The sequence below is a fragment of the Microbacterium sp. 71-36 genome (genome assembly GCF_001898305.1).
Lineage (GTDB): Bacteria > Actinomycetota > Actinomycetes > Actinomycetales > Microbacteriaceae > Microbacterium.
Genome location: NZ_MKTP01000004.1, coordinates 377,997 through 401,864, shown reverse-complemented (window position 1 = coordinate 401,864; position 23,868 = coordinate 377,997). Strand labels below are relative to the sequence as shown.

15 protein-coding genes are annotated in these 23,868 nt (G+C 70.3%); 11 read left to right on the top strand and 4 right to left on the bottom strand.

The window, feature by feature from the left end; genetic code table 11:
- Nucleotides 1-53: 53 nt before the first annotated feature.
- Both BGO45_RS13380 and BGO45_RS13375 read right to left on the bottom strand, forming a co-directional pair.
- The gene (locus BGO45_RS13380; protein WP_292695011.1) at nucleotides 54-6,251 is read right to left on the bottom strand and encodes an Ig-like domain-containing protein; all 6,198 of its coding nucleotides are present in this window, start codon (nucleotides 6,249-6,251) and stop codon (nucleotides 54-56) included.
- Between the two features lie 114 nt (nucleotides 6,252-6,365).
- A complete protein-coding gene (locus BGO45_RS13375; RefSeq protein WP_076492535.1) occupies nucleotides 6,366-7,388 on the bottom strand; it encodes a LacI family DNA-binding transcriptional regulator in 1,023 nt (340 codons plus the stop codon).
- Between the two features lie 160 nt (nucleotides 7,389-7,548).
- Between BGO45_RS13375 and BGO45_RS13370 the strand changes: the two genes are divergently transcribed.
- Genes BGO45_RS13370 through BGO45_RS13355 form a run of 4 tightly spaced genes read left to right on the top strand, consistent with a single transcriptional unit; the run spans nucleotide 7,549 to nucleotide 12,671 of the window.
- Nucleotides 7,549-8,844 carry a sugar ABC transporter substrate-binding protein gene (locus BGO45_RS13370; protein ID WP_292695010.1) on the top strand — a complete coding sequence of 432 codons (1,296 nt, stop codon included), beginning with the start codon at nucleotides 7,549-7,551 and terminating at the stop codon, nucleotides 8,842-8,844.
- A 59-nt stretch (nucleotides 8,845-8,903) separates the two neighbouring features.
- Nucleotides 8,904-9,809, top strand: a complete 906-nt coding sequence (locus BGO45_RS13365) for a carbohydrate ABC transporter permease (protein WP_292695009.1) — start codon at nucleotides 8,904-8,906, stop codon at nucleotides 9,807-9,809.
- 1 nt (nucleotide 9,810) lies between these two features.
- Nucleotides 9,811-10,716 (top strand): carbohydrate ABC transporter permease, encoded by a 906-nt coding sequence (locus BGO45_RS13360; protein WP_217693676.1) that lies wholly within the window; start codon nucleotides 9,811-9,813, stop codon nucleotides 10,714-10,716.
- 2 nt (nucleotides 10,717-10,718) lie between these two features.
- On the top strand, nucleotides 10,719-12,671 hold the full coding sequence (locus BGO45_RS13355) for a beta-L-arabinofuranosidase domain-containing protein (RefSeq protein ID WP_292695007.1): 1,953 nt from the start codon (nucleotides 10,719-10,721) through the stop codon (nucleotides 12,669-12,671).
- Between the two features lie 46 nt (nucleotides 12,672-12,717).
- On the opposite strand, the gene BGO45_RS13350 is transcribed toward BGO45_RS13355, so the two are convergent.
- Together BGO45_RS13350 and BGO45_RS13345 are read right to left on the bottom strand one after the other, a co-directional pair.
- Nucleotides 12,718-13,917: a beta-propeller fold lactonase family protein gene (locus tag BGO45_RS13350; protein ID WP_292695005.1), complete on the bottom strand. Its 1,200-nt coding sequence runs from the start codon at nucleotides 13,915-13,917 to the stop codon at nucleotides 12,718-12,720.
- Between the two features lies 1 nt (nucleotide 13,918).
- Nucleotides 13,919-15,205 (bottom strand): adenylosuccinate synthase, encoded by a 1,287-nt coding sequence (locus BGO45_RS13345; protein WP_292695003.1) that lies wholly within the window; start codon nucleotides 15,203-15,205, stop codon nucleotides 13,919-13,921.
- Between the two features lie 119 nt (nucleotides 15,206-15,324).
- On the opposite strand from BGO45_RS13345, the gene BGO45_RS13340 reads away from it, so the two are divergent.
- From BGO45_RS13340 to BGO45_RS13310, 7 genes are all read left to right on the top strand, one after another.
- A complete protein-coding gene (locus tag BGO45_RS13340) occupies nucleotides 15,325-16,056 on the top strand; it encodes a Pr6Pr family membrane protein (RefSeq protein WP_292695002.1) in 732 nt (243 codons plus the stop codon).
- A gap of 10 nt (nucleotides 16,057-16,066) precedes the next feature.
- Nucleotides 16,067-17,509, top strand: coding sequence for an argininosuccinate synthase (gene argG, locus BGO45_RS13335; protein WP_292695000.1), 1,443 nt, complete (start codon nucleotides 16,067-16,069; stop codon nucleotides 17,507-17,509).
- 240 nt (nucleotides 17,510-17,749) lie between these two features.
- Nucleotides 17,750-18,358, top strand: a complete 609-nt coding sequence (locus BGO45_RS13330; protein WP_292694998.1) for a TetR/AcrR family transcriptional regulator — start codon at nucleotides 17,750-17,752, stop codon at nucleotides 18,356-18,358.
- A complete protein-coding gene (locus tag BGO45_RS13325) occupies nucleotides 18,355-18,969 on the top strand; it encodes a hypothetical protein (RefSeq protein WP_292694996.1) in 615 nt (204 codons plus the stop codon). The genes BGO45_RS13330 and BGO45_RS13325 overlap by 4 nt, the downstream gene beginning before the upstream one ends.
- Nucleotides 18,966-20,861, top strand: a complete 1,896-nt coding sequence (locus BGO45_RS13320) for a YhgE/Pip domain-containing protein (RefSeq protein WP_292694994.1) — start codon at nucleotides 18,966-18,968, stop codon at nucleotides 20,859-20,861. Before BGO45_RS13325 ends, BGO45_RS13320 begins: the two co-directional genes overlap by 4 nt.
- A gap of 247 nt (nucleotides 20,862-21,108) precedes the next feature.
- Nucleotides 21,109-21,651: an SRPBCC family protein gene (locus BGO45_RS13315; protein ID WP_292694992.1), complete on the top strand. Its 543-nt coding sequence runs from the start codon at nucleotides 21,109-21,111 to the stop codon at nucleotides 21,649-21,651.
- A gap of 208 nt (nucleotides 21,652-21,859) precedes the next feature.
- Nucleotides 21,860-23,821, top strand: a complete 1,962-nt coding sequence (locus BGO45_RS13310; RefSeq protein WP_292695180.1) for an MDR family MFS transporter — start codon at nucleotides 21,860-21,862, stop codon at nucleotides 23,819-23,821.
- The last annotated feature ends 47 nt before the right edge of the window (nucleotides 23,822-23,868 follow it).

The window sequence follows — 23,868 nt, the reverse complement described above, 5'->3', positions numbered from 1 at the left end:
CCGGGGGGAAGTGCGGAAGGGGCCGGGGGCGAAACGCCCCCGGCCCCGGTTCGTCAGGCCGAGCGGCGCCGACGGTGGTACGCGATCGCCAGGACGATCAGCCCGAGCAGCAGCACGCTCACGCCGATGCCGATCGCGACCTGCGTCGACGCGGCATCCTGTCCGGTGACCGCCAGCGGCGGCGTCTGCGACGACGTCGCGCCGGGAGCGACCACGGTCACCTGCGCCGTGAGCTCACCGCCGGGCACCACGAGCGCCACGGTGTGCACCCCCGACTCGGCGTATGCCGGGACGGTGAACACTCCGTTCGCGGTGCCGTCGGCCCCGACCGTCAGGGTGCCCAGGCGGGCCGGGGTGGAGCGGAACTCCACCGCGAACACCGTGCCCGGCGCAGCCCCGCTGACCGAGACGGGCAGCTGCCCGCCCGGCGCCACCTGCGCGACGCCGATCCGGATGACCTCGTTGCCGGTGAGCGAGCCGCTGGGCTCGGCGCCGGGATCGGTGCCGCCCCCGCCGGGGTTCGTGCCCGGGTCGGTGCCCGGATCCGTGGTCTTCGCCGGCACGGCGACCTCCACGACATCCGACACGTTGCCCGCGACGTCGGTCACCCGCACGCGCACCGTCGTGGCGGCGTCGCCGACGGCGGTGACGCCGGTCGCAGCGGTCCACGCCCCACCACCGAGCTGGTACTCCACGACGGCCACGCCCGAACCGGCATCCGTACCGGTGGGGGTCACGGTGCGCGACGGGGCGTTCCAGCCCGCGTCGGCGACCGGCTTGGTGGCATCCCGCTTCACCTCGACGCCCGCGGGCTCGGAGGTGTTGCCGGCGACATCCTTCGCCCGGAAGGAGACCGTGGTCGCACCGTCGCTCGTGACCTCGACCGGCGCGGTGTACCGCGACCACTCGCCGCCGCCCACGCGGACCTCGACGACGGGAGTGTCGTCACGGTCGTCGATGGCGGTCGCCGAGACCTTCACCGTGCCGGTGTACCAGCCGCTCGCGGGAGCGACCGGGTCGACCGAGGTGGTGACGACAGGCGCCTGCGTGTCGGGGACCGGCGTCTCCGGCTGCTCCCACACCTGCCATTCCTTGATGCCGACGCTGCCCTTGCCCTGCTCGGTCCCGACGGGGTCGAGCGCCAGGCGGAGCTTCGTCGTGGTCACCGGGTCGAACGTCACCGTGTTGTAGGTGTCCTTCGCCGTGCCGTACGCGCCGGCGTTCTTCACCGGCACCCACGCGCTGGTCGTGGCATCCCAGTACTCGGCCTCCCACTTCGCGGGGACGTCGATGCCGAGTCCCTGCGCATCGATGTTCGACACGAAGTACACGCCCAGTTCGCCGACCGTCACCGGCTCGGTCCAGTCGTACTGCACCCACTGGTCGGTCACCGCGGGCCAGACGCCCCACACGTTCGCGTTGTCGTTGGGGGCGACGTCGCCGGAGGACGTGGGCTGGACGTTGTCGTTCAGACCCGTGACCTTGTTCCAGGCGGCGGTTCCGGATGCCGTGGGCGTGGCGAGCAGGGCGACGTTGCGCTTCTGCGACCCGTCGGCCTTCGGCACCGTGCGCTCGACCACCGGCGAGACGTTGCCCGCCGTGTCGGTGGAGCGCACCTGCACCTTCGTCTCGTCGAGTCCGACGAGCACGGAGCCCGTCAGCGCCTTCCACTCGCCGGAGTCGCCCAGGCGGTACTCGATCGAGGCCACGCCCGAGCCGGAGTCCGTCGCGGTGGCCTTGACCGTGCGCGAGACCGCGTCGGTGGTCACCTCGACGGCCGGATCCGTGGTGTCGATGCGCACGGTCTGCTCGGCCACCGGCGACGTGTTGCCCGCCGCGTCGGTCGCCCGGGCCTGCACGACGTGGGCTCCGTCGCCGGTCACCGAGACGGTGCCGGTGTAGGCCGCCCAGGCGCCCGCATCCACGCGCACCTCGATGCGCGGGGCCGCGTCCTGATCGTCGCGCGCCGTCACGTCGACGGCGACTGCCTGCGTGTACCAGCCCGAGCCCGGAGCCGCCGGCGACACCTGGAAGGCCACCGTGGGCGCCTTCGTGTCGTCACCGCCGGACCCGACCGTCACCGCGGCCGACGCGGCCTTGGTGCCGGGCAGGTCGCTCTGCACCGTGCCCGCGACCGTGAACTGTCCCGGCGCGGCGTAGGAGTCCGCGGCGACCGCGTCCCACGTGACCGGGAGGTCCTGACGCGAGCCGTCGTTGAACAGCACGCCCACGGTCTTCGGCAGCACCGGCGCGACACCCGGCTGGGTGCGGCTGGTCACGGCATCCACCTGGTTGATCTGACCGGGAGCGGTCGCGCGGACCCACACGGTCGCCTTGGCCGAGACGGGCGAGCCGGGGACGATGCCCGACACCGGGAAGCTGCCCTCACCGGCGACCTGCGCGTCGGTGACCTGGGCCCACGTCACGGGGAGGTCGGCGTGGCTGCCGTCCGAGTACGTGGCATCCACCGTCGCGGGGAGCGTCGGCTTCGTGCCCACGGCCGTGCGCACGTCGATCGGCTCGATCGAGGTCGGCGCGTCGGCGAACACCTTGAGCTCGCTGACGGCGACGGCCGCGTACGGTCCGTTGCCCGCGGCCTGCAGCACGACGCGGAGCCGCGTGGTGGTCACGGCGTCGAAGGTGACGGAGTTGGTCGCGTCGCGCTTCACCGTGTACTCCGACGGGTTTCCCACGTCGGCCCAGTCGGAACCGGTCCAGTACTGCGCCTTCCACCCCTTCGGGACGTTGACGCCGTTGCTGGAGTTCGGGTCGGTCTGGTCGCTCCAGAAGCCGATCTCGGCCCCCGCGATTCGCTGCGGCGTCTTCCACTCGTACTGGAGCCAGCGGGTCGCCGGGTGGTTGCCCGACCACGTGCCCCAGATGTCGCTCTGGCTGCCGCCGGTGAAGAACACCTTCCCGTCGTTGACCGCCTTGACGTTGTTCCAGCCCGCGGTGTACTCCGCGGTCGGGGTCGCCTCGGGGGCGACGTTCGTGCCGGCGGTGACCGGCTCGCCCTGCACGGTGACGTCGGTCTGCGACGTCTTCTCCCCGTCGTCGGCGGTCAGGCGCAGCACGTACTGCCCCTTGTCCGAGAAGCGGGCCGTGGTCGAGGCGGACGCGGCGTCGTCGAACAGCACCGTCGCCCCCTCGGGCGCGCTCACCACCGACCAGGTCGACGACACGGTGCCCGCGGGCAGCCCGTCGTCCTTGACCGTGCCGACGAGCGCGGCCGCGCCGCCGACCGACGCCTGGAGGTTCTGCCACGCCGTGACCAGGGGAGCCTGGTTCGTGGATGCCGGGGCGGCGACGCCCGTGTGGAACACCTGCAGTTCCTTGACACCGGTCTTCATGCCGCTGGCGTGGGTCACCGTCAGGCGCACGGCGTCACCGGTCACCTCGGGGAACTGGACGTGGTTGTAGTTCGCGCGGGGGTACGCGGGTGTGCGGGCCTGCTGCGGGATCACCGACCACTGCCCGCCCCGGCGCACCTCGAGCGTGTAGACCGACGGCTCGGCGTACCCCGGCGCGGTCGCCGACGACGAGCTGTCGTAGAAGTAGGGACGGATGTCGTCGAAGGTCTTCTCGCCGCCGAGCTCGACGGTGAGGGAGTCCTTCGCGTTCGGCGATCCGGCGGTCCCCCAGAAGGGCTCGTTGATGGTCGTGCCGTCGACCGCGCCCTTCGGGTCGCGGCCCGCGGCCGAGAAGGTGGCCGTCGCCGAGGCGGCGAGGTTCGCACTGCCCGTGCTGGCGGTGCGGACGTCGGCACCGGCCTTGGCGAACAGGTCGACCACGCGGGCGTCGTCGGCGAAGCGCACGTCCTGCGGCGCCTGGACCGACGAGGTCGTCGCGGTGGTGACCTTCGCGTCGCCCTTGACGACCTGCACCGTTCCGGTGGCCGGGTCGTAGATGACGTGCGACAGCTTGTCGACGGTGAAGGCGAGCTTGCCGTCGAGGAACACCGAGTAGCCCTCGGGCACGTCGTCGCCGTAGTACCGCGTCCCGCCCGGAGCGTCCCACGTGACGGTCAGGTCACGGTCGCGGTACCGGATGTTGTTCGCGGTGAAGTGGTCCCACCCGATGTCGATCGGGTCGAGTTCGATCTTGGCGTCGTCGCGGGTGCGCACGCCCATCGCGTCCTCGATCATCGTGAAGTTCGTCGCGCCGAGGATCGTGTGGTGGATCCAGGAGCGGTAGTCGATCTTCTGCGGGTTCGCCGAGCCGTTGGCCCAGAACTCGTTCTGGTCGGGCAGACGGTTGTCGCCGCCGTTCTGATAGTGCGCCCACGCGTTCCAGTACAGGAGCTTCTTGTACGACTCCGCGGTGATGGCATCCGTCGGGTAGTCGCGCAGGACCTTCGACATCATCCGGAACATCACCGTGGAGTTGATGACCGAGAAGTTGTTGCTGCCCTGGCCGCCGGTGGCGTTGTACGCCGCCTGGTCGGCCTGGTTCGCGGTGTAGAAGGGGAAGATCGGGTACTGCTTGTCGTCCGCGAAGAGCCGCAGCGCCTGGACGTAGTCGTCCTTGTAGTCGGCGTCGCCGGGCTTGGGCACGAGGCCCACGGTGAACGGGTAGTAGTTGTTGATCTCCTTCCACGGCACGTGCTCGCCGTTGTTCGCCATGGCGTGCTCGAGGAGCTTGCGGTCGGGGTTCCACAGCACCTTCATGACCTGCGCCTTGATGTTCTGCGCGAACGCCTCCATCTCGGCGGCCTTCGCGGTGTCACCGGCGGTGCGGTAGGCCTCGGCCGAGGCGAGCGCGTTGGAGTACAGGTAAGCGTTCTCGGCGCGGTCCTGGTAGCCGGCCTTCCAGTGGAACGACACGGCATCCGCGTCGTTGCCCGTCATCGCGCCCCAGTTGTATTCGATGAGGCCGTTCTTGTTGAAGTCGTAGGCGTCCTGCAGGCCCTTGACGTCGTCCTCGGCGTACTTGGCGAGGTTCCCGGCGATGGCGCTGGGTCCGCCGTGCAGCTCGTAGGAGCGCCACGCGGCCTCGGAGATGTACTGGGTGTAGCTGTTCGACCAGTTGGCCGGGTCGCCCGGGTTGTCGACGAATTTGTAGCTCTTGCTCGTCTCCCCCGTCGACACCCAGGGGCCGTAGGAGTAGATCGGGTCGCGGAAGTACTTCAGATCGTCGATGAACATGCCCGTGGTGAGCACGATCGAGTTGTTGTACCCGAGCACGCCTTCCATGGCGACCGGGAACTGGTAGGTGTTGCCGGGCATGTCGGCGTCGAGGAAGTTGAACCGCATGAGCCACCACCGGTAGAACAACGACTTGTCGATGTTGTCCTCGGGGGTGTCCAGGTACGGCACGTTCTCGGCCCACCACCGGTTGTAGGAGGTGACGTGGCCGGTGTACGCCTCGGCGGGCGACTGCGCCCGCGTGGCGTCGTACTCGCTGCGGGACTCGGCGATCTCGTCGGTGACGAGGCCGAGCTGCACCTTGGCGGTCGCGCTGCCGCCGGCGGGCACCGACAGCGTGCGCGTGAGGGTCTGGCCCGCGGGCGCGAAGCCGTCTCCCGAGAAACGGGGCGAGATCTTGGTGAGGTTGTTGAGCGCCTCGACGTGACCGACCAGCTCGTCGCCCTCCGCGGACACCGCGTACGGGGAGGATGCCACGAGCTCGACGTCGACCGCACCGCCGGTGGAGCGCACGTCGAGGTTCGTCACCAGCACGTTGGCGTCGGTGATGAACTTCGTCTGCACGATCTCGAGCCCGCCGCCGCGGTGGACGCTGCGCCAGTAGCTCGGGGTCTGCTTGCGCTGGGCGACGTCTTCGGTCAGCGGCACGTCGGCGCCGTTCACCCGCGCCGCGATGGTGTAGCCGGAGCGGCCGTCGATCGATTCCCAGTAGGCGAGCTGCCCGCCGAAGCCGAGGGCGGACGGGTCGTGCTCCTTCATGAAGGCCGCACGCCCGCGCGTGAACAGCCACTGGTTGTTGTCGCCGAAGCTGCCGGCGTCGCCCGTGCGGGCGAGCATCCGGTCCATCCAGAAGTCCTTGTCGACGCTGGTGCCCGCGCCGGCCGCCACGTCGGCGTCGAAGATCTTCTGGAGCTGGTTACCGGGGGTGTAGGTCACCCCCGTCGCGGGGACCGGGGTGGGGCTGCCCGAGAACGTCGGGTAGCCGATGTCGGTGTTGGCCGCCTGTGCGGGGGCCGCGACGACCAGGGTCGCGACGACGGCTGCGGAAGCGATCGTCCCGATGGCCGCGCGGCAGGTGCGACGGCTCGTGCGGTGTGGGGAGTCCACGATGTCTCATCCTCTCGGTCTCTCTCCTCACCGAGAGAGACATGCGGGATGAAACGCTAAGGAAACGCTTACGTTTTCTCAATCCTTTTCGAAGATTTCGAAGGACGCGAAAACTCAGCGCCGCGCGATGGTCGATCCGCGGATGATCAACCGCACCGGCAACTGACTCGTCCCCGACTCCAGCCGCGCGCCGTCGATCGCCTCGAACACGCGCTGCGCGGCGAGCCGACCGAGACGCTGCAGGTTGGCATCCACCGTCGTGAGCGCCGGACGGGAGTTCGTCGCGAGGATCTCCCAGTTGTCGTATCCGACCACGGCGAGGTCGTCGGGGACCGTCCGCCCGAGCTCGCGCGCCGTGTCGAGCACGCCGCGGGCGATCTGGTCGGAACCCGCGAAGATCCCGTCGATGTCGGGGTGCTGCGACAACAGCATCGCCGCCGCGTCGCGCCCCCAGTTCTCGGTCCACTCCGAGAACATCGGTTCGCCGACCAGCTCGAGGCCGGCCGCGGCGAGCCCCTCCCGGGCGCCGGCGAGGCGGTCCTTCGCGGCGGCGTACGTGGGGTCTCCGGACACGTGGGCGATGCGGGTGCGCCCGCACGAGACGAGGTGCTCCACGGCCAACCGGCCGCCCGCGCGGTTGTCCGGCACGAGGGACATGTCGCGCGGATCGTCGGACGGCGAGTACGCGTACACCACGGGTACGGGGATGTCGGGTCCGAGCGACGGCCGCGGATCCGTCGCGCGGCCGACCACGATGATCCCGTCCACGCGCCGACTCAGCAGCGCGCGCAGGTGATGCTGCTCGCGGATGGCGTCCCCGCGGGCGTCGCACAGGAAGACGTTGACCTGGCCCGCACCGAACGCGTCCTCGGCGCCCATCAGGATCGGCAGGACGAAACGACCTTCGAGGTCGCTCGTGAGCAGGCCCACCGTCCCCGTCCGCCCGGCGACCAACCCCCGCGCCATCGCGTTCGGGGTGAAGGACAGCTCGTCCGCGGCGAGGAGCACGCGCCGCCGCGTCGCGTCGGCCACATCCTCTCGCCCGTTGAGCGCCTTGGACGCCGTCGCGATCGAGACCTGGGCACGCTTGGCCACATCGCCGAGCGTCACCGCGCGGTTCGCCCCGTTGCCATTCACGCTCGCCCCTTCCGAAAACCTTATCGAGATGTGTTGACCATAGCGCCTTCGCCGGATAGTGTCCCGAAATGGGTTTCGGCTTTTCGAACCCGACCCGATCACATGTGCGACAGCGGCGCCCGCCGCAGCGCTTACTCGATGAAGAGCAAGAGGAGAACCGATGAAGCTTTCCCGAAGCCGCACCGCGGTGCGGACGCTGACGGCCGCGCTCGCGGCCGGCGTCCTGGTGGGTTCGCTCGCCGCCTGTTCCGGGGGCGGCTCGACCGCAGCCCCGCAGGACATTCCGGCCACCGGCACGGATGACGGCGCGACGCTGACCCTGTGGACGCGCGCGCCCCTGGAGAAGCAGGCCAAGGACCTCGTGGCGGCCTACAACAGCACCCACAAGAACCAGGTCGAGCTCACCGTCGTCCCCAACGACGACTACGTCGCCAAGGTCGGCGCCGCCGCCGGCTCGGGCGGGCTCCCCGACCTCTTCGCCGCCGACATCGTCTACGTGCCCAACTGGGTGCAGCAGGGGCTGTTCCAGGACATCTCCACCCAGATCGACGGCCTCTCCTACAAGGACACGATCAACAAGGGCCACCTGGATGCCGGCACCCTCGACGGCAAGGAGTACGTCCTGCCGTTCGTGCTCGACCTGTCCGTGATGATGTGGAACAAGGACCTCGTGAAGGAGGCCGGTCTCGATCCCGAGAAGGCGCCCGCGACCATCGCCGACTTCGCCAAGACCGCCAAGGCCGTGCAGGCGCTGAACAAGCCCGGCGTGTCCGGCACGTCGACGGGCCTGAACTGCGGCGGTTGCCTCCTCTTCACCTGGTTCCCGTCGATCTGGGCCTCGGGCGAAGAGGTCCTCAACGCCGACGGCACGGCCTCGCTGCTGAACAACGACGCCGCCAAGGAGGTCTACTCCACCTGGAAGGACCTCGACGCCGCGGGCGCCGTCGCTCCCGGTTCGGCCGACGAGACCGGCGCCACCTGGGTCGCGGGCTTCCAGGAGGGCAAGGTCGGCATCATGCCCTTCCCCGCCACGCTCCTCTCGGGCCTGAAGTTCGACGCCGGCGTCTCGGGCATCCCGGGCGTCGAGGGCGGCGAGTCGACGTTCGTCGGCGGTGACGGCATCGGCATCTCCAAGGACTCGAAGCAGTCCCCGCAGGCCTGGAACTTCCTGTCGTGGCTGACGTCCGAGGACGCTCAGGTCGGCGTCCTCGCCAAGGGCGGCAGCACGGTCGCGCGCTCCGACCTCGCGAACAACGAGTACTCCGCGAAGGACCCGCGTCAGGTCGCGATCAACGAGGTCGCGGGCAAGGGCAAGACGCCCGTCGCGCTCAACTTCCAGCAGGCGTTCAACGCGCCCGGCAGCCCGTGGCTGACGTTGGTGCGCAACGCCGTGCTCAACGGCACGAACACCGTCGACGCCGACAACGACGAGATCACTGCGGTCCTGGCCCAGTGAGTCCCGGTGGGGCGTCGTCCACGCGGCGACGCCCCACATCCCCCTTCGGAAGGAATGACGTGGCCCTCTCCACACCCCTCCGGCGGAAGCGTTACTCACGCTCCGCCCTCGGCGGCCCGCTCCAGGGCTGGCTCTACGCCGCCCCGACGGCGCTGTTCGTCGTCGCGCTGTTCATCATCCCCCTGCTGCTGGTACTGCAGATGTCGGGCTCGGAGTGGCCGCTGCTGCGCGGGAACATGGGCCCGAACTTCCCCGAGAACTTCGTGGATGCCGTGAACCACCGCCTCTTCTGGGAGTCGATCCGCTTCACGCTGCTGTACACGGTGATCACGACGGTCCTGTTGATCGGGCTCGGCCTGGGGCTCGCGCTGCTCGTCCAGGAATCCAGCCGCTGGAAGGGGTTCCTCCGCACCGCCTTCCTCCTCCCGAGCGCCCTCGGCCTCGCCTCGGCATCCCTGCTCTTCTACGTGCTCTACTCCCCCATCGCCGGCCCCTTCGCGGGTCTCATGCAGTCGTGGGGGATCACCTTCCTCGGCTCGCCCGAGGGCGCCCTGTGGTCGACGGTGTTCCTCATCGTGTGGCGCTTCGCCGGCTTCTACATGCTCCTGCTGCTCGTCGGCCTCCAGGGCATCCCGGAGGAGCTCTATGAGGCGGCGCGGATCGACGGAGCCTCGCGCGGACAGATCTTCCGTGACATCACCGTGCCGCTGCTGCGCCCCACTTTCGCCCTCACGACCGTCATGTGCGTGACCGGCTCGCTGCTGGCGTTCGACCAGTTCTACATCCTGACCAAGGGCGGACCCGACAACAGCACGATGACGGTCGTCCAGCTCATCTACAACATCGCCTTCCAGGGCCAGAACAGCCTCGGCATCGCCGCCGCGCTGTCGGTGATCATCCTGATCGCCCTGGTGGTCATCAACGTCGTGCAGCTGCGCGCGTTCCGTCGCCCCGAGGAGGCCTGACGTGGCTCTGACAGACACCCCGGCCCGTCCCGCGACCCTGAGCACCCGCGCGATCGTCGCGCCGGGATCCACCGGGCGTCGCCGCTCGCGGGGACCCCTGCTCTGGGGGCTGCCGTCGAAGATCTTCACCGGCGCGCTGGCCATCATCTTCCTGTACCCGCTCGTGTGGACGGGTGTGGCATCCGTCAGCCCCCAGGCGGGCACGAGCCAGAACGACGGCTGGGGCTTCGGCAACTACGCCACCCTCGCCAACTTCCAGTCCGGCATCTGGGTGTACCTCGGCAACTCGCTCTTCGTGTCCCTGCTGACGGTCGCGCTCACCCTGCTGGTGTCGTTCTTCGGCGGCTACGCGTTCGCGCGCTTCTCGTTCCCGGGCAAGAACCTGCTGTTCCTGCTCGTGCTGGCGATCCTGATGGTGCCGTACGCGACACTGCTCATCCCGCTCTACGTGATCCTGAACGCGGTGGGACTGCAGAACTCGCTCGTGGGCGTCGCGCTGGTGCTGACGATGTTCCAGCTCCCGTTCTCGATGTTCATGATGCGCATCTCGTTCGAGTCCGTCCCGCGCGAACTCGACGAGGCGGCCCTCGTCGACGGCTGCACGAGCTTCTCCGCCCTGCGCCGCGTGCTGCTCCCCGCGGTCAAGCCCGGCCTGATCACGGTGGGTCTGTTCGCCTTCCTCACCGCGTGGAACGACTTCATCGCCCCCCTGATCCTCATCAACGACCAGTCGAAGATCACGCTGCCGTTGGCGGTCGCGAACCTCCGCGGCCAAACGATGGGCGTCATCGACTACGGAGTCACCGAAGCCGGCGTCGTCGTCCTCGCGCTGCCGTGCATCGTCCTGTTCCTGATCCTCCAACGTCACTACGTGCGCGGCTTCATGTCCGGCGCCTTCAAGGGATGACCATGTCCACCACCCTCCCCTCCCGTCCCCTCGACGTCGCCCCGCCGTCCACCGTGATCGCCCCCGTCGTCCCTCCCCGCTCCACCCTGCGTCCCCTCGGACTGGGCGAGGTCCGCATCACCGGCGGGTTCTGGGGTGAGCGCCAGCGCGTGAACGCCGCCCACACCCTCGCCCACATCCTCGACCGGCTCGAATCCGAGGGATGGCTGCCGAACTTCGACCTGGCCGCCGCGGGCGGCCTGCCGGAGGGGCGCCGCGGGCGCGAGTTCTCGGACTCCGAGATCTACAAGTTCCTCGAGGCCGCCGCGTGGGAGATCGGCCGCTCCGACGATGCCGACCTGGAGCGCACGTTCCGCGCCGTCGTCGCCCGCGTGGCCGCCGCGCAGGAGGACGACGGGTACCTGAACACCGAGTTCGGCCGCCCCGGCCAGCAACCCCGCTGGTCCGACCTGGAATGGGGGCACGAGCTGTACTGCCTCGGGCATCTGTTCCAGGCCGCCGTGGCCCGCGAGCGGACACGACCGGGCGCCGACGACGGGCTGCTGACGATCGCCCGCCGCGCCGCCGACCTCGTGTGCGACGTCTTCGGGCCCGACGGCATCCCGGCCTTCTGCGGCCACCCCGAGATCGAGACCGCTCTGGCCGAGCTCTCCCGCCTCACCGGCGAACCGCGCTACGGCCGGCAGGCGGCGCTGTTCGTCTCGCGCCGCGGTCACGAGACGCTCCGCGACATCGAGTGGGGTCGCACCTACTTCCAGGACGACGTGCCGGTGCGCGACGCCGAGGCGCTCAGCGGCCACGCGGTGCGGGCCAACTACCTCGCCGCGGGTGCCGTGGATGTCGCCGTCGACAGCGGCGACGACGCGCTGCTCGACTCCCTCCGCCGTCAGTGGGGGCGGACGCGCGGCCGCCGGACGTACATCACGGGCGGTCAGGGCTCGCACCACCAGGACGAGGCGTTCGGCGTCGACTGGGAGCTGCCGCCGGACCGCGCCTACTCCGAGACCTGTGCGGGGATCGCCTCGGTGATGTTCTCGTGGCGGCTGCTTCTCAATGACGGCGACGCGTCGTACGCCGACCTCATCGAGCGCACGCTCTACAACGTGGTGGCGACCTCGCCCGCCGCGGACGGGCGCAGCTTCTTCTACGCCAACACCCTGCATCAGCGGGTGCCCGGCGTGGTCGCCGACCCCGAGGGCACCTCCCCGCGCGCGTCGTCGTCGCTGCGGGCGCCGTGGTTCGAGGTGTCGTGCTGCCCGCCGAACGTCGCGCGCACCCTCGCCAGCCTCGACGCGTACGTCGCGACGGCGGATGCCGACGGCATCCAGCTCCACCAGTACGCGCCCGCGGAGATCCGGACGGTGCTCGACGACGGCAGGCCGGTCTCGCTCGACGTCGAGACCGTGTACCCCGCGGACGGCACGATCCGCGTCACGGTGAACGACGATTCTGCGGGCGAGTGGACGCTGTCGCTCCGCGTGCCGCAGTGGGCGGAGGGCGCGCACGTCGCGATCCGTTCGGGCGGAGAGCTGGTCGACACGCATGCCGTCGCCCCGGGGATCGCCCGCGTGCGACGAGCGTTCCGGACGGGGGACGTCGTCGAACTGGAACTGCCCATGGCGCCGCGCGTCGTCGCCCCGGATCCGCGGATCGACGCGGTGCGCGGGTGCATCGCCGTCGAACGCGGGCCCGAGGTGCTGGCGCTGGAGTCCGCGGACGTCTCGGGGGTCGACGACGTCGGCGACGTGTGCCTCGTCGGGGAGCCCGCCCCGTTCGAGCGCGACGGGCGGGTGTGGATCCGTGTCGGCCATCGCGTCGTCCCGACGGAGACCTGGCCCTACCGGGAGTCGACCGCACCCGAGGTCGCGGACGCCGATGCCGTCCCGCTCGTGGCCTATCACGACTGGGGCAACCGCGGCCCCTCCACGATGCGGGTGTGGATCCCCACGTCGTGACCCGCATGACGGCGCCTCATCTTCGGGTGGGGCGCCGTCGTCGGTTTCAGCGCATCGGCAGCAGGCGCGTCGGCGAAGGGGACGCCGTGCGGTGGCGCACGCGGCCCGGCACACCCGTGCGGGCGTCGAGCGGGAGCGACACGATCTCGTCGGCGAGCTGACCGGCCACCAGCAGCGTGTCGTTCACCACGACGTGGTGTCGCGGCCAGTGCGTACCGGCCTCGGCGAGCGCGGTCAGCTGCAGCGCCTCGCCCGCGCCACGGACCGACAGGACGCCGATCGTGTCGCTGCCGCGCACTCCGACGTAGAGCGTCGCACCGTCACGACTCGTGCACAGTTCGGCGGCGGTGTCTCCATCGAGGGTGCCGAGCAGGGGCTCGCCGGACAGGACACGCCACCGCCCCTCGGCATCCGGGGTCAGGACGAACACCTCGCGACTGAGCTCGGTGACGACGTAGAGGTGGCCGGACGGATGCCAGACCCCGTGCCGCGGACCGCTGCCCTTCGGCAGCGCCACTTCCTGCACGAGGCGCAGACCGGCGCCGCTCGAACGCCAGAACCGCACGAGGTCCAGACCCATGTCGGTCGTGGCGAGGAGCCCGCGCGGGAGGACGATCGTCTCGTGCGCGCGGGAGACGCGTGCCCCCGCGGCCGCCTCTTCGGACTCGGCGTCGGTCTCGGGAACGGCGTCGTACTCGGGGACGAGGTGCCCGAACTCCTCGCCGGCCGCCTCGCGCAGGGCGCGGGCCGCGGCGGCGAGGTCGGGGACCACCGCGCCCGAGACGGCGGCGCCGGTGTCGAGGGCGAAGGGGTCGTCGGTGGACCCGTACGGATCGCCCGCCGCGGCGGCGATCACCGGCGAAGACGGTCGGCCCGCGGCATCCAACGAGATGCGCACCACGCGACCGTCGCCCCAGCAGCTGGCGACGAGGAACGACCCGTCGGGCGCGACCGCGACGTGGCACACGGCCTCGCCGGCGGGCACCGGCGCGCCGAGCGGGGCGAGGCTCGTCTCTCCGGTGCGGCGGTACGCCTGCACCGTGCCCTCCGCCTCGAGGGCGGCGTACAGCACGTCGAGCTGGGGGTGCACCGCGACCCACGACGGCGAACCCGGGGCGGCGACGGCCGTCCCCACCATGCCGAGGGGCCCGGACGCCCACACCGAGTCGGCGTCACCGGCCTGCAGGATGCCGATTCCCTCGGCCGACCCCGCGTCGGGGGCGTAGGCGCCGACCCAGAACCGCACGTCAGTCGATCAGGTCGTGACGGACGATGACCTGGTCGCGTGCGGGCCCGACGCCGATGACCGAGATCCGCGTGCCGCTCATCTGCTCGAGCGCGAGGACGTAGTCCTGCGCGGTCTGCGGCAGCTCGTCGAACGTGCGCGCGGTGGAGATGTCTTCGCTCCACCCGGGCAGGTACTCGAGGATCGGCTTGGCGTGGTGGAAGTCGGTCTGGTTCACCGGCAGGTCGTCGTACCGCTCGCCGTCGACGTCGTAGGCGACGCAGACCGGGATCTGCTCGAGACCGCCGAGGATGTCGAGCTTCGTGAGCACCAGGTCGGTGATGCCGTTGATGCGCGTGGCGTAGCGCGTGATCGGAGCGTCGTACCAGCCCACGCGGCGGGGACGGCCCGTGGTGGTGCCGAACTCGAAGCCGCGCGAGCGCAGCCATTCGCCGCTCTCGTCGAACAGTTCGGTCGGGAAGGGGCCGGAACCGACACGGGTCGTGTACGCCTTCACGATGCCGACGATGCGGTCGAGGCGGTTGGGTCCGACGCCCGAACCGGTGGCCGCGCCCCCGGCCGTCGCCGACGACGACGTGACGAACGGGTAGGTGCCGTGATCGACGTCGAGCATCGTGGCCTGGCCGCCCTCGAAGACGACGACGTCACCGGCATCCAGCGCGTCGTTCAGGAGCAGCGAGGTGTCGCTGACCATGGGCGCCACGCGGTCCGCGTAGGAGAGGAGGTCTTCGACGACCTCGTCGGCGGTGATCGCCCGGCGGTTGAAGATCTTCACCAGCAGGTGGTTCTTCTGGTCGAGGGCGCCCTCGACCTTCTGCCGAAGGATGTTCTCATCGAAGAGGTCCTGCACGCGGATGCCGACGCGGTTGATCTTGTCGGCGTACGCGGGACCGATGCCCCGGCCGGTCGTGCCGATCATGCGCTTGCCGAGGAAGCGCTCGGTGACCTTGTCGAGCGTGCGGTGGTACTGCGTGATGATGTGCGCGTTCGCGCTGATCTTGAGGCGACTGGTGTCGAGCCCGCGCGCGTTGAGCGCCTCGAGCTCGTTGAACAGCACCTCGAGGTCGACCACGACGCCGTTGCCGATGACGGGGGTGACGCCCGGCGAGAGGATGCCGCTGGGCAGCAGGTGCAGGGCGTACTTCTCGTCGCCGATGACGACGGTGTGGCCGGCGTTGTTGCCGCCGTTGAACTTCACCACCCAGTCGGTGCGCTCACCGAGCAAGTCGGTGGCCTTGCCCTTGCCTTCGTCGCCCCACTGGACGCCGACGATCACGATTCCGGGCATGTGCGCTCCTCGCGTGTTATCCGGCGGTACACCCCATCCTATCGAGCGGTCCGACAGCACCCCGGCGGGGTTGTCCACAAGCCCACCCGGCGGCGTTGCGGCGTCACTACTCTGAGCGCATGCTCCGCTCCCGTTCCTGGGCGACCGGTTGGACCGCCCTCCGCCTCGCGATGGCCGCGCTCATCGCCGCGGCGATCATCGCCCAGTTCGTCTCGACCGTCACCGGCGCCGTCGACACCGGTCGCGACGTGCTCACCACCGTGACGAACTTCTTCAGCTTCTTCACGATCCTCTCCAACACCGCGAGCGTGGGAGTGCTGGCGTGGGCCGGCATCCGGTTCCTCGGGCGCGGACGCCGCACCGAGCCCGACCCGCTCCCGCTGGCCGCGGCGCTGGCGTGGGTCTCGACGTACATGGTGATCACCGGCGTCGTGTACAACCTGCTCCTACGCGGGCTTCCGCTGCAGCCCGAGACGGTGGCGTGGTCGAACGAGGTCATGCACGTCTGGGGTCCGCTGTTCCTCCTGCTCGACCTCTTCCTCGGACCGTGCCGCCGACGCCTGCCGTGGAGAGCAGCGCTCGGGGCGGCGATCTTCCCGATCGCGTGGATCGTCTACACGCTGCTGCGCGCGAACTTCATCACCAACCCGACGACCGGGCAGCCGTACTGGTACCCCTACCCCTTCCTCAACCCGTACGAGAGCAGCTGGGGCAGCGTCATCGGCTACATCATCGGCATCGCCGTGACGATCATCGTCGTCGCCATCGGTGCCGTCGCGCTCGGACGCGCGCGGGGCTCGGACGCCCCGACCGAGCCCCGCGTTTCGAGGCCCGGCGCCCGTCACGAATAGAATCGAGCGCATGTCCAAGGTCCTGCAGTCCCTTCCCGTCGGCGAGCGCGTCGGCATCGCCTTCTCGGGTGGTCTCGACACCTCGGTGGCCGTCGCGTGGATGCGCGACAAGGGTGCCGTGCCCTGCACGTACACCGGCGACCTCGGCCAGTACGACGAAGACGACATCGCGTCGATCCCGGGCCGCGCCACGCAGTACGGCGCCGAGATCTCGCGCCTGGTCGACTGCAAGACGGCGCTCGTCGAAGAGGGCTTCGTCGCCCTCGCGTGCGGTGCGTTCCACATCCGCTCGGGCGGACGCACGTACTTCAACACCACGCCACTCGGTCGCGCCGTCACCGGCACGCTCCTCGTCCGCGCGATGAAGGAGGACGGCGTCGACATCTGGGGCGACGGCTCCACCTACAAGGGCAACGACATCGAGCGGTTCTACCGCTACGGCCTGCTCGCCAACCCCGCGCTGCGCATCTACAAGCCGTGGCTCGACGCCGACTTCGTCACCGAGCTCGGCGGCCGCAAAGAGATGAGCGAATGGCTCGTCGCCCACGACTTCCCCTACCGCGACTCCGCCGAGAAGGCGTACTCGACGGATGCCAACATCTGGGGCGCCACGCACGAGGCCAAGACCCTCGAGCACCTCGACGTGTCGCTCGAGATCGTCGAGCCGATCATGGGCGTCCGCTTCTGGGACCCCGCGGTCGAGATCGAGACGGAGGACGTCACGGTCGAGTTCGAGGCCGGTCGCCCCGTCGCCATCAACGGCACGCGCTTCGACGATCCGGTCGCGCTGGTCCGCGAGGCGAACACGATCGGCGGCCGCCACGGCCTCGGCATGAGCGATCAGATCGAGAACCGCATCATCGAGGCGAAGTCGCGCGGCATCTACGAGGCCCCGGGCATGGCGCTGCTGTTCCTCACCTACGAGCGCCTCGTCAACAGCATCCTCAACGAGGACACCCTCGCGACCTACCACGAGCAGGGGCGCCGCCTCGGCCGCCTCATGTACGAGGGCCGCTGGCTCGAGCCGCAATCCCTCATGCTGCGCGAGTCGATCCAGAAGTGGGTCGGGTCCACCATCACCGGCTCGGTCACCGTGCGTCTGCGCCGGGGCGAGGACTACACGATCCTCGACACCGTGGCATCCGGAATGTCGTACTCGCCCGAGAAGCTGTCGATGGAGCGCGTCGGCGACGCCGCGTTCGGTCCGGTCGACCGCATCGGCCAGCTCACGATGCGCAACCTCGACATCGCCGACTCGCGCGCGCGCCTCGAGCAGTACGCGAGCCTCGGCCTGATCGGCGGGCCGACCGGTGAGCTCGTCGGCGACGTCGCCGCCGGCGGTGCCCGCGAGATCATCGAGCCCGCCGCTCCCCTGTCGGCCGAGGGCGAGCGCCTCGCCGACGCGACGGACGCGGCCGGCGAGTCCGCCGCGTTCGACGCCGGCACCGACTGACCCGCGCTCCCGCGCTCCCTCGACGCCGCCCCGCCGTTTCGGTCGGGCGGCGTCGTGCTGCGCGCGGAGCCGCGGCTGAGGGCGGGAGCGCCGCACGGGGCCCCAGATCACGTGAAGTGGCCGAGTGCACGCGACATCTCGCGCCAGAACGGGTGATCTCGGCCAGATCACGTGAAGTGGCACACCCCGGATGCCAGAAAATGCACACGTGAGTGCAAGATAGGCGTACACTCGGGGAACGTGAGTACACCCGCCCGCCGCCGCGACGCGATCGAGAACCGCGCCGGCATCGTCGATGCCGCCACGGCGGCCATCGGCCACGACCCGCACGCATCCATCGCCGCGATCGCCGCCCGCGCCGGGCTGTCACGCCGCGCCCTGTACGGACACTTCGACGACCGCAACGCGATCGTCCGCGAGGTGATCGCCGCGGGAGCGGCGCGCTTCAACGCCATCGCGGACCGCGTCGACGACCCGGACTCCCGCGTCGCCCTCGCCCGGCTCGCGTCCGAGCTGTGGCGCGAAGCCGAGCACGTCCAAGCAGCGGCCTCTCTCGCTCTCGACGACGCGCACGTGTCGGAGACGGCGGACTCCCTCGCGCCGCTCCGCCGCCGGATCGACGCCATCGTCCGCCGGGGGCAGGAGGCCGGCGAGCTGCGCATCGATCTCCCCGCCCCCACGCTCGCGCGGCTGCTCGAAGAGACCGGGCGCATGGTCGTCACGCGCGTCGACGCGGAGTCGACCGCAGCCCGCGCGATCGTCGTCACGGCGGTCCTCGCCATCGCCGGCCTCTCCTGGACCGAGGCCCGGCAGCTCATGACCCAGCACCCCGACCTGGAGACGCCATGAAGATCGTGCTCGACGCGGTCGCGAAAGGACGGGCGCAGCGCGCCCTCCCCGAGACCTCCACCTCGTACGAGACCGGCCGGGCGACCCTCGCCGTCGCCGAGACCGAGCAGCGACCCACGGTTCTCGGGCTGGTCGCCTCCGCTCGGATGAAGATCGACAGCGGATCGGTCACGATCGACGGACGCGCCGACGCCGGTGCCATCCGCCGCCGCGTCGCCCTCGTCGACGCCCCCGTCGTCTCGGAGCCGGAGCCGAACGTCACCGTCACCGGTGTCGTCGCCGAAGAGCTCATGTTCGCCGGTCACGCGCCCACGCCGTTCGCCGCGCAGCGCTGGCTCGAAGGGCTGGGGCTCGAGTCACTGGCATCCCTGCCGATCGGCAACGTCGACGCCGCCGCGCGGATCCGGCTGCTGCTGGAACTGGCGGCGCTGCGGAAAGACGTCGAAGGGCTCGTGCTCGTCGCACCCGACCGGCACGGCGGCGAGCCGGCCGCCTGGTGGCGCATCGCGGAGGAGTTCGCCGAGCGCGGGTACGCCGTGCTCGTCATCGCGGGCCACGCCTCGCGCACGGCACTCGACGCCCTCGACACCCAGAAGGAGGAGGTCCGGTGAAGATCCCCCAGATGATCACGGCGGAGCTGCGCCGCCTCACCTCCACGCGCATGTCGGTCATCGCGCTCGTGGCGCTCCTGGCCGTGCCGATCCTCTACGGCGGCCTGTACCTCTGGGCCAACCAGGACCCCTACGGCAATCTCTCGCACGTCCCCGTGGCCCTCGTGGTCGACGACACGGGCGCCGAGATCAACGGCGAGCAGCGCAACCTCGGTGACGAGGCCGCCGATCAGCTCCTCGACAGCGACACGTTCGAGTGGCACCGGGTCGACGCCGACCAGGCCTCGACCGGCCTCGAACGCGGCGACTTCGACTTCATCGTGACGCTCCCCGCCGACTTCAGCGACGCCGTCGCCTCACTCTCGAGCGACTCCCCGCGGCAGGCGTCGATCGAGCTGCGCACGAACGACGCGAACAACTACCTCGCGTCCACGATCGGCTCGCAGGCCGTCGCGCGCATCCAGGCCTCGGTGGCGAAGAAGGTCACCGACGAGGCCGGTCTCACGCTCCTCGACGCGCTGCACACCATCCGGGTGAACCTGGTGGATGCCACGACCGGGGCGACACAGCTCGTCGACGGCCTCGGCACCGCGAAGTCGGGATCGACGCAGCTGGCTTCCGGCTCGGCGCAGCTCGCCGACGGGACGGCGAAGCTCTCCGACGGTGCCGCGCAGTTGCGCGACGGCACCGCGCAGCTGCGTGACGGCTCGGCGCAGGTCGCCGACGGTGCGCAGCAGGTGGCGGGTGGGGTCGACCGCATCGACTCCGCCGCGCGCCAGGTGGGCACGATCGCGGGCGATGCCGCCGCCCAGTTGCCGCAGGCCCGCGCCGACATCGCGAAGGCCCTCGCCGACGCCGGACTCGATCAGCAACGGATCGACGAGATCCTCTCCCGCCTCGACCCGGTCGGCGATCGCCTCCAGGCAGCGAACACCCGTGTCCAGGAGACCGTCCAGCAGATCAACACCCTCGACGACGGGGCGCGTCAGGTCGCCGCCGGCAGTGCCCAGGTGGCATCCGGAGCGTCCACCGCGGCCGACGGTGCGTCCGCCCTCGCCGACGGCGCCGCATCCGCCGCCACGGGCGCCGCCCAGCTGCGCGACGGCGCGGCGCAGCTCGACAGCGGGCTCGGGCAGCTGTCGGACGGTGCGACGCAGCTGCGCGACGGCCTCGCGTCGGGCGTGCAGCAGATCCCCGACTCCGACGACCAGACGCGGCAGGCGCAGGCCGACACGATCTCCGATCCGGTGAGCGTCGGCTCGACGTCGGTCACCAAAGCGCAGAACTACGGCGCCGGCCTCGCCCCGTTCTTCGCGGCCCTCGCCGGCTGGATCGGCATCTACGCGCTGTTCCTCATCGTGAAGCCGGTCTCCAAGCGCGCGGTGACGGCACTGCGTTCGCCGTTCCGCGTGACGCTCGCGGGCTGGCTGACCCCCGCCGGTCTCGGCGCGGTGCAGATGGTGGGCCTGTTCACGGTGCTCGCCGTCGCTCTGCAGTTCTCGTTCGCGAACCCGTGGGCCGCCCTCGGCATCCTGCTGTTCGCCTCGGCGACGTATGCGGCGATCGTGCTCGCGTTGAACGTGTGGCTCGGGTCGGTCGGGCAGTTCCTGGGGCTCGTGCTGATGGTTCTGCAGTTGGTGACGGCCGGCGGCACGTTCCCGTGGCAGACCCTCCCCGGGCCGCTCGCGGCGCTCCACCACGTGCTGCCCATGGGGTACGTCGTGGATGCCATGCGCCAGGTGATGTACGGAGGCGACATCAGCCGCGTGGGGACGGACCTGCTGGTTCTCGGTGCGTGGATGGTCGGCGGCGTGCTGCTCGCGGCGATCGGCGTGACGCGGATGACGCACCACCGGACGCTCCGCGATCTCCAGCCGAGCCTGATCGGCTGAGTCAGCGGCGCCGGGCGCGCGGCGTGCGGCTCCCCCACTGTGCCGCGGCGTGGCCGCGCGGGGCGGCGCGCGGGCGCGCTCGGTCGCTCGCGCGACCTCCCTCGCGATAAACGGCATCGGCGGCGAGAAACGGGACGTCCCGTCGTTTCTCGCCGCGGATGCCGTTTATCGATGTTGCGGAGCGGTGGCCGTGCGCCGAGACGGGTCGCGACGTAGGGTCGGGGCACGACGATCACGGAGGGATGCCATGGCCGCCCGTAACACCCGCCTGATGCGCTGCACGCCCGACGACCTGTTCGCGGTGCTCGCGGACGGCTGGCTGTACCCGGTGTGGGTGGTCGGCGCGGCGCGCATGCGCGACGTCGACCCCGAATGGCCGCAGGAGGGTGCGCGCATCCACCACTCGCTCGGCGTCTGGCCGCTGATGATCCACGACACCACCGAGATGATCGAGTGGGACCCGCCGAGGCGCGTTCGCCTGCGCCCGAAAGCCGGGCTGCTCGGTCGCGGCGTCATCCGGTTCGACGTACGCCCGCACGGGGACGGCATCGCCGTGACGATCGCCGAGGAGCCCGTCACGGGGCTGCCGGCGGTGCTCCCCGGCATCCTGTGGCGACCACTGCTGGTCCTCCGCAACCACGAGTGCCTCAACCGGCTCGCGTTCCTCGCCGAGGGCCGCCGCGAGGAGCGGGAAGCGGGCGAACTCGAGGCACGGCCGGCGACCCCCGACCCCGCCGAGGGCGCGGCGTCGCCCCAGGCCGAGAGCGACGCACGGGAATCGGATATCTGAACCTGCGGCAAACGGGAATGCGTAGCCGTTCGGCACCCTTATAGTTGACAAAACACAACTTCTTTCCGGTGCCGGCGACGCCCGTTCGCCCCGCCTTCCCCGCCGCGTATGACCCTTCACGCGGCACTTTCTGTTCGGCCCCTCTCTGTATCGAGGAAACGTGACCACTGCTGCCGTGTCGACCCCGACCACCCGAAGCACCCCGGTGATGACTCACCGCCAGATCCTGTTCGTCATCTTCGGGCTCATGGCGGGTATGTTCCTGTCCGCGCTCGACCAGACCGTCGTCGGCACCGCGATCCGCACGATCGGCGACGACCTCAACGGCCTCAGCCAGCAGGCGTGGGTGACCACCGCCTATCTGATCGTGTCCACCATCGCGACGCCCATCTACGGCAAGCTCTCCGACATCTTCGGTCGCCGTCCGCTCTTCATCATCGCGATCGTGATCTTCATCGTCGGATCGATCGCCGCGAGCTTCTCGACGTCGATGATCGAGCTCTCCGCGTTCCGCGCGATCCAGGGCCTCGGCGCCGGTGGCCTCATGTCGATGCCGCTCGCCATCATGGGCGACATCCTCGCCCCGCGCGAGCGCGCCAAGTATCAGGGCTACTTCCTCGCCGTCTTCGGTATCTCCTCGGTGATCGGCCCGCTCGTGGGTGGTCTGTTCGCCGGCGCACCCGAGATCCTCTTCCTGGCCGGCTGGCGCTGGGTGTTCCTCATCAACGTGCCGATCGGCCTCGTCGCGCTCGCGATCGTGCTGCGGTTCCTGCACATCCCGCGCCACCCCCACGGCGCCGTGCGCATCGACTGGTTCGGCGCGATGGCCGTCATCATCGCCCTCGTGCCCCTGCTGCTCGTCGCCGAGCAGGGCCGCGAATGGGGCTGGACCTCGCCCATCGCCATCGCGTGCTACATCATCGGCGGCCTCGGCATCCTCGCCTTCATCCTGATCGAGCGCAGCATGGGGGACGACGCGCTGATCCCGCTGAAGCTCTTCCGCTCCTCGACCTTCTCGATGGCGACGATCATCGGCGTGTTCGTCGGCTTCGCGATGTTCGGCGCCATGCTCACGCTGCCGCTGTACCTGCAGCTCGTGCTCGGCTCCTCGCCGACCGAGAGCGGCTTCCAGCTGCTGCCGATGATCCTGGGCCTGATGATCTCGTCGATCGTCAGCGGCCAGATCATCGCGCGCACCGGTCACTACCGCATCTTCCCGACCATCGGCACGGCGTTCATGGCCCTCGGCTTCTTCACGCTGACCTTCGTGCGCTACGACACGTCGTACTGGCAGATCGCGGGAGCGATGCTCCTGATCGGCCTCGGTCTCGGTCAGCTGATGCAGACGCTCACGATCGCGTCGCAGAACTCCGTCGGCCCGCGCGACATCGGCGTGGCCACCTCGGGATCGACGTTCTTCCGCCAGATCGGTGGAACGCTCGGAACCGCCGTGCTGCTGTCGCTGCTGTTCACGCTCGTGCCGCTGAACCTGCAGACGAACTTCAAGGATCAGGCCACGCTGTCCGACGCGCTGGACGCCGCCCTCGACCCGACCGTCGCAACCGCACCGGCCAACGCCGGCATCATGTCGAAGGTCTACGACCCGTTCGTCGCGAAGCTCACCGACGGTGCACTCAGCGGCGCGCAGCAGGGCGTCGAGCAGGCCAAGACCGCCGCGGCCGACGCCGTGGCGCAGCAGGTCGCGGCCGGCACGATCCCCGCGGCAGCTCAAGCCCAGGTGACCGCGGCCGCGCAGGAGCAGGCGATCCAGCAGGCGGCCGCCGCGATCCAGCAGCAGCTGCCCGTGGCGAAGGTCGCCTCCGATGGGACGGTCACCCTCGACTTCTCGGATGCCACGGCCCGCCGCGCGTTCGTCGACCAGGCCGTTCCGCAGATCATCGACGGCATGTCGAACTCGTCGGATGCCTCGTTCGACAACAGCACGATGGACGACACGTCGTTCCTGAACGGCGCCGACCCGCGTCTGACGAAGCCGCTGCTGGTCTCCTTCAACCAGTCGAGCATCAGCGTGTACTGGGTCGCGATGGGTGTGGCGCTGATCGCGTTCGTGCTGACGCTGTTCTTCCGGACGCCGCCGCTGCGCCAGAAGTCGGCTCTGCAGGAATCGGCCGACGCCGCCCGCCACGCGGAACCCATCGCGCTCGGCTGAGCCCGCGGGCGTGCCTGCTGCGGCGGGCGCGGGTGCGGATGCGGCTG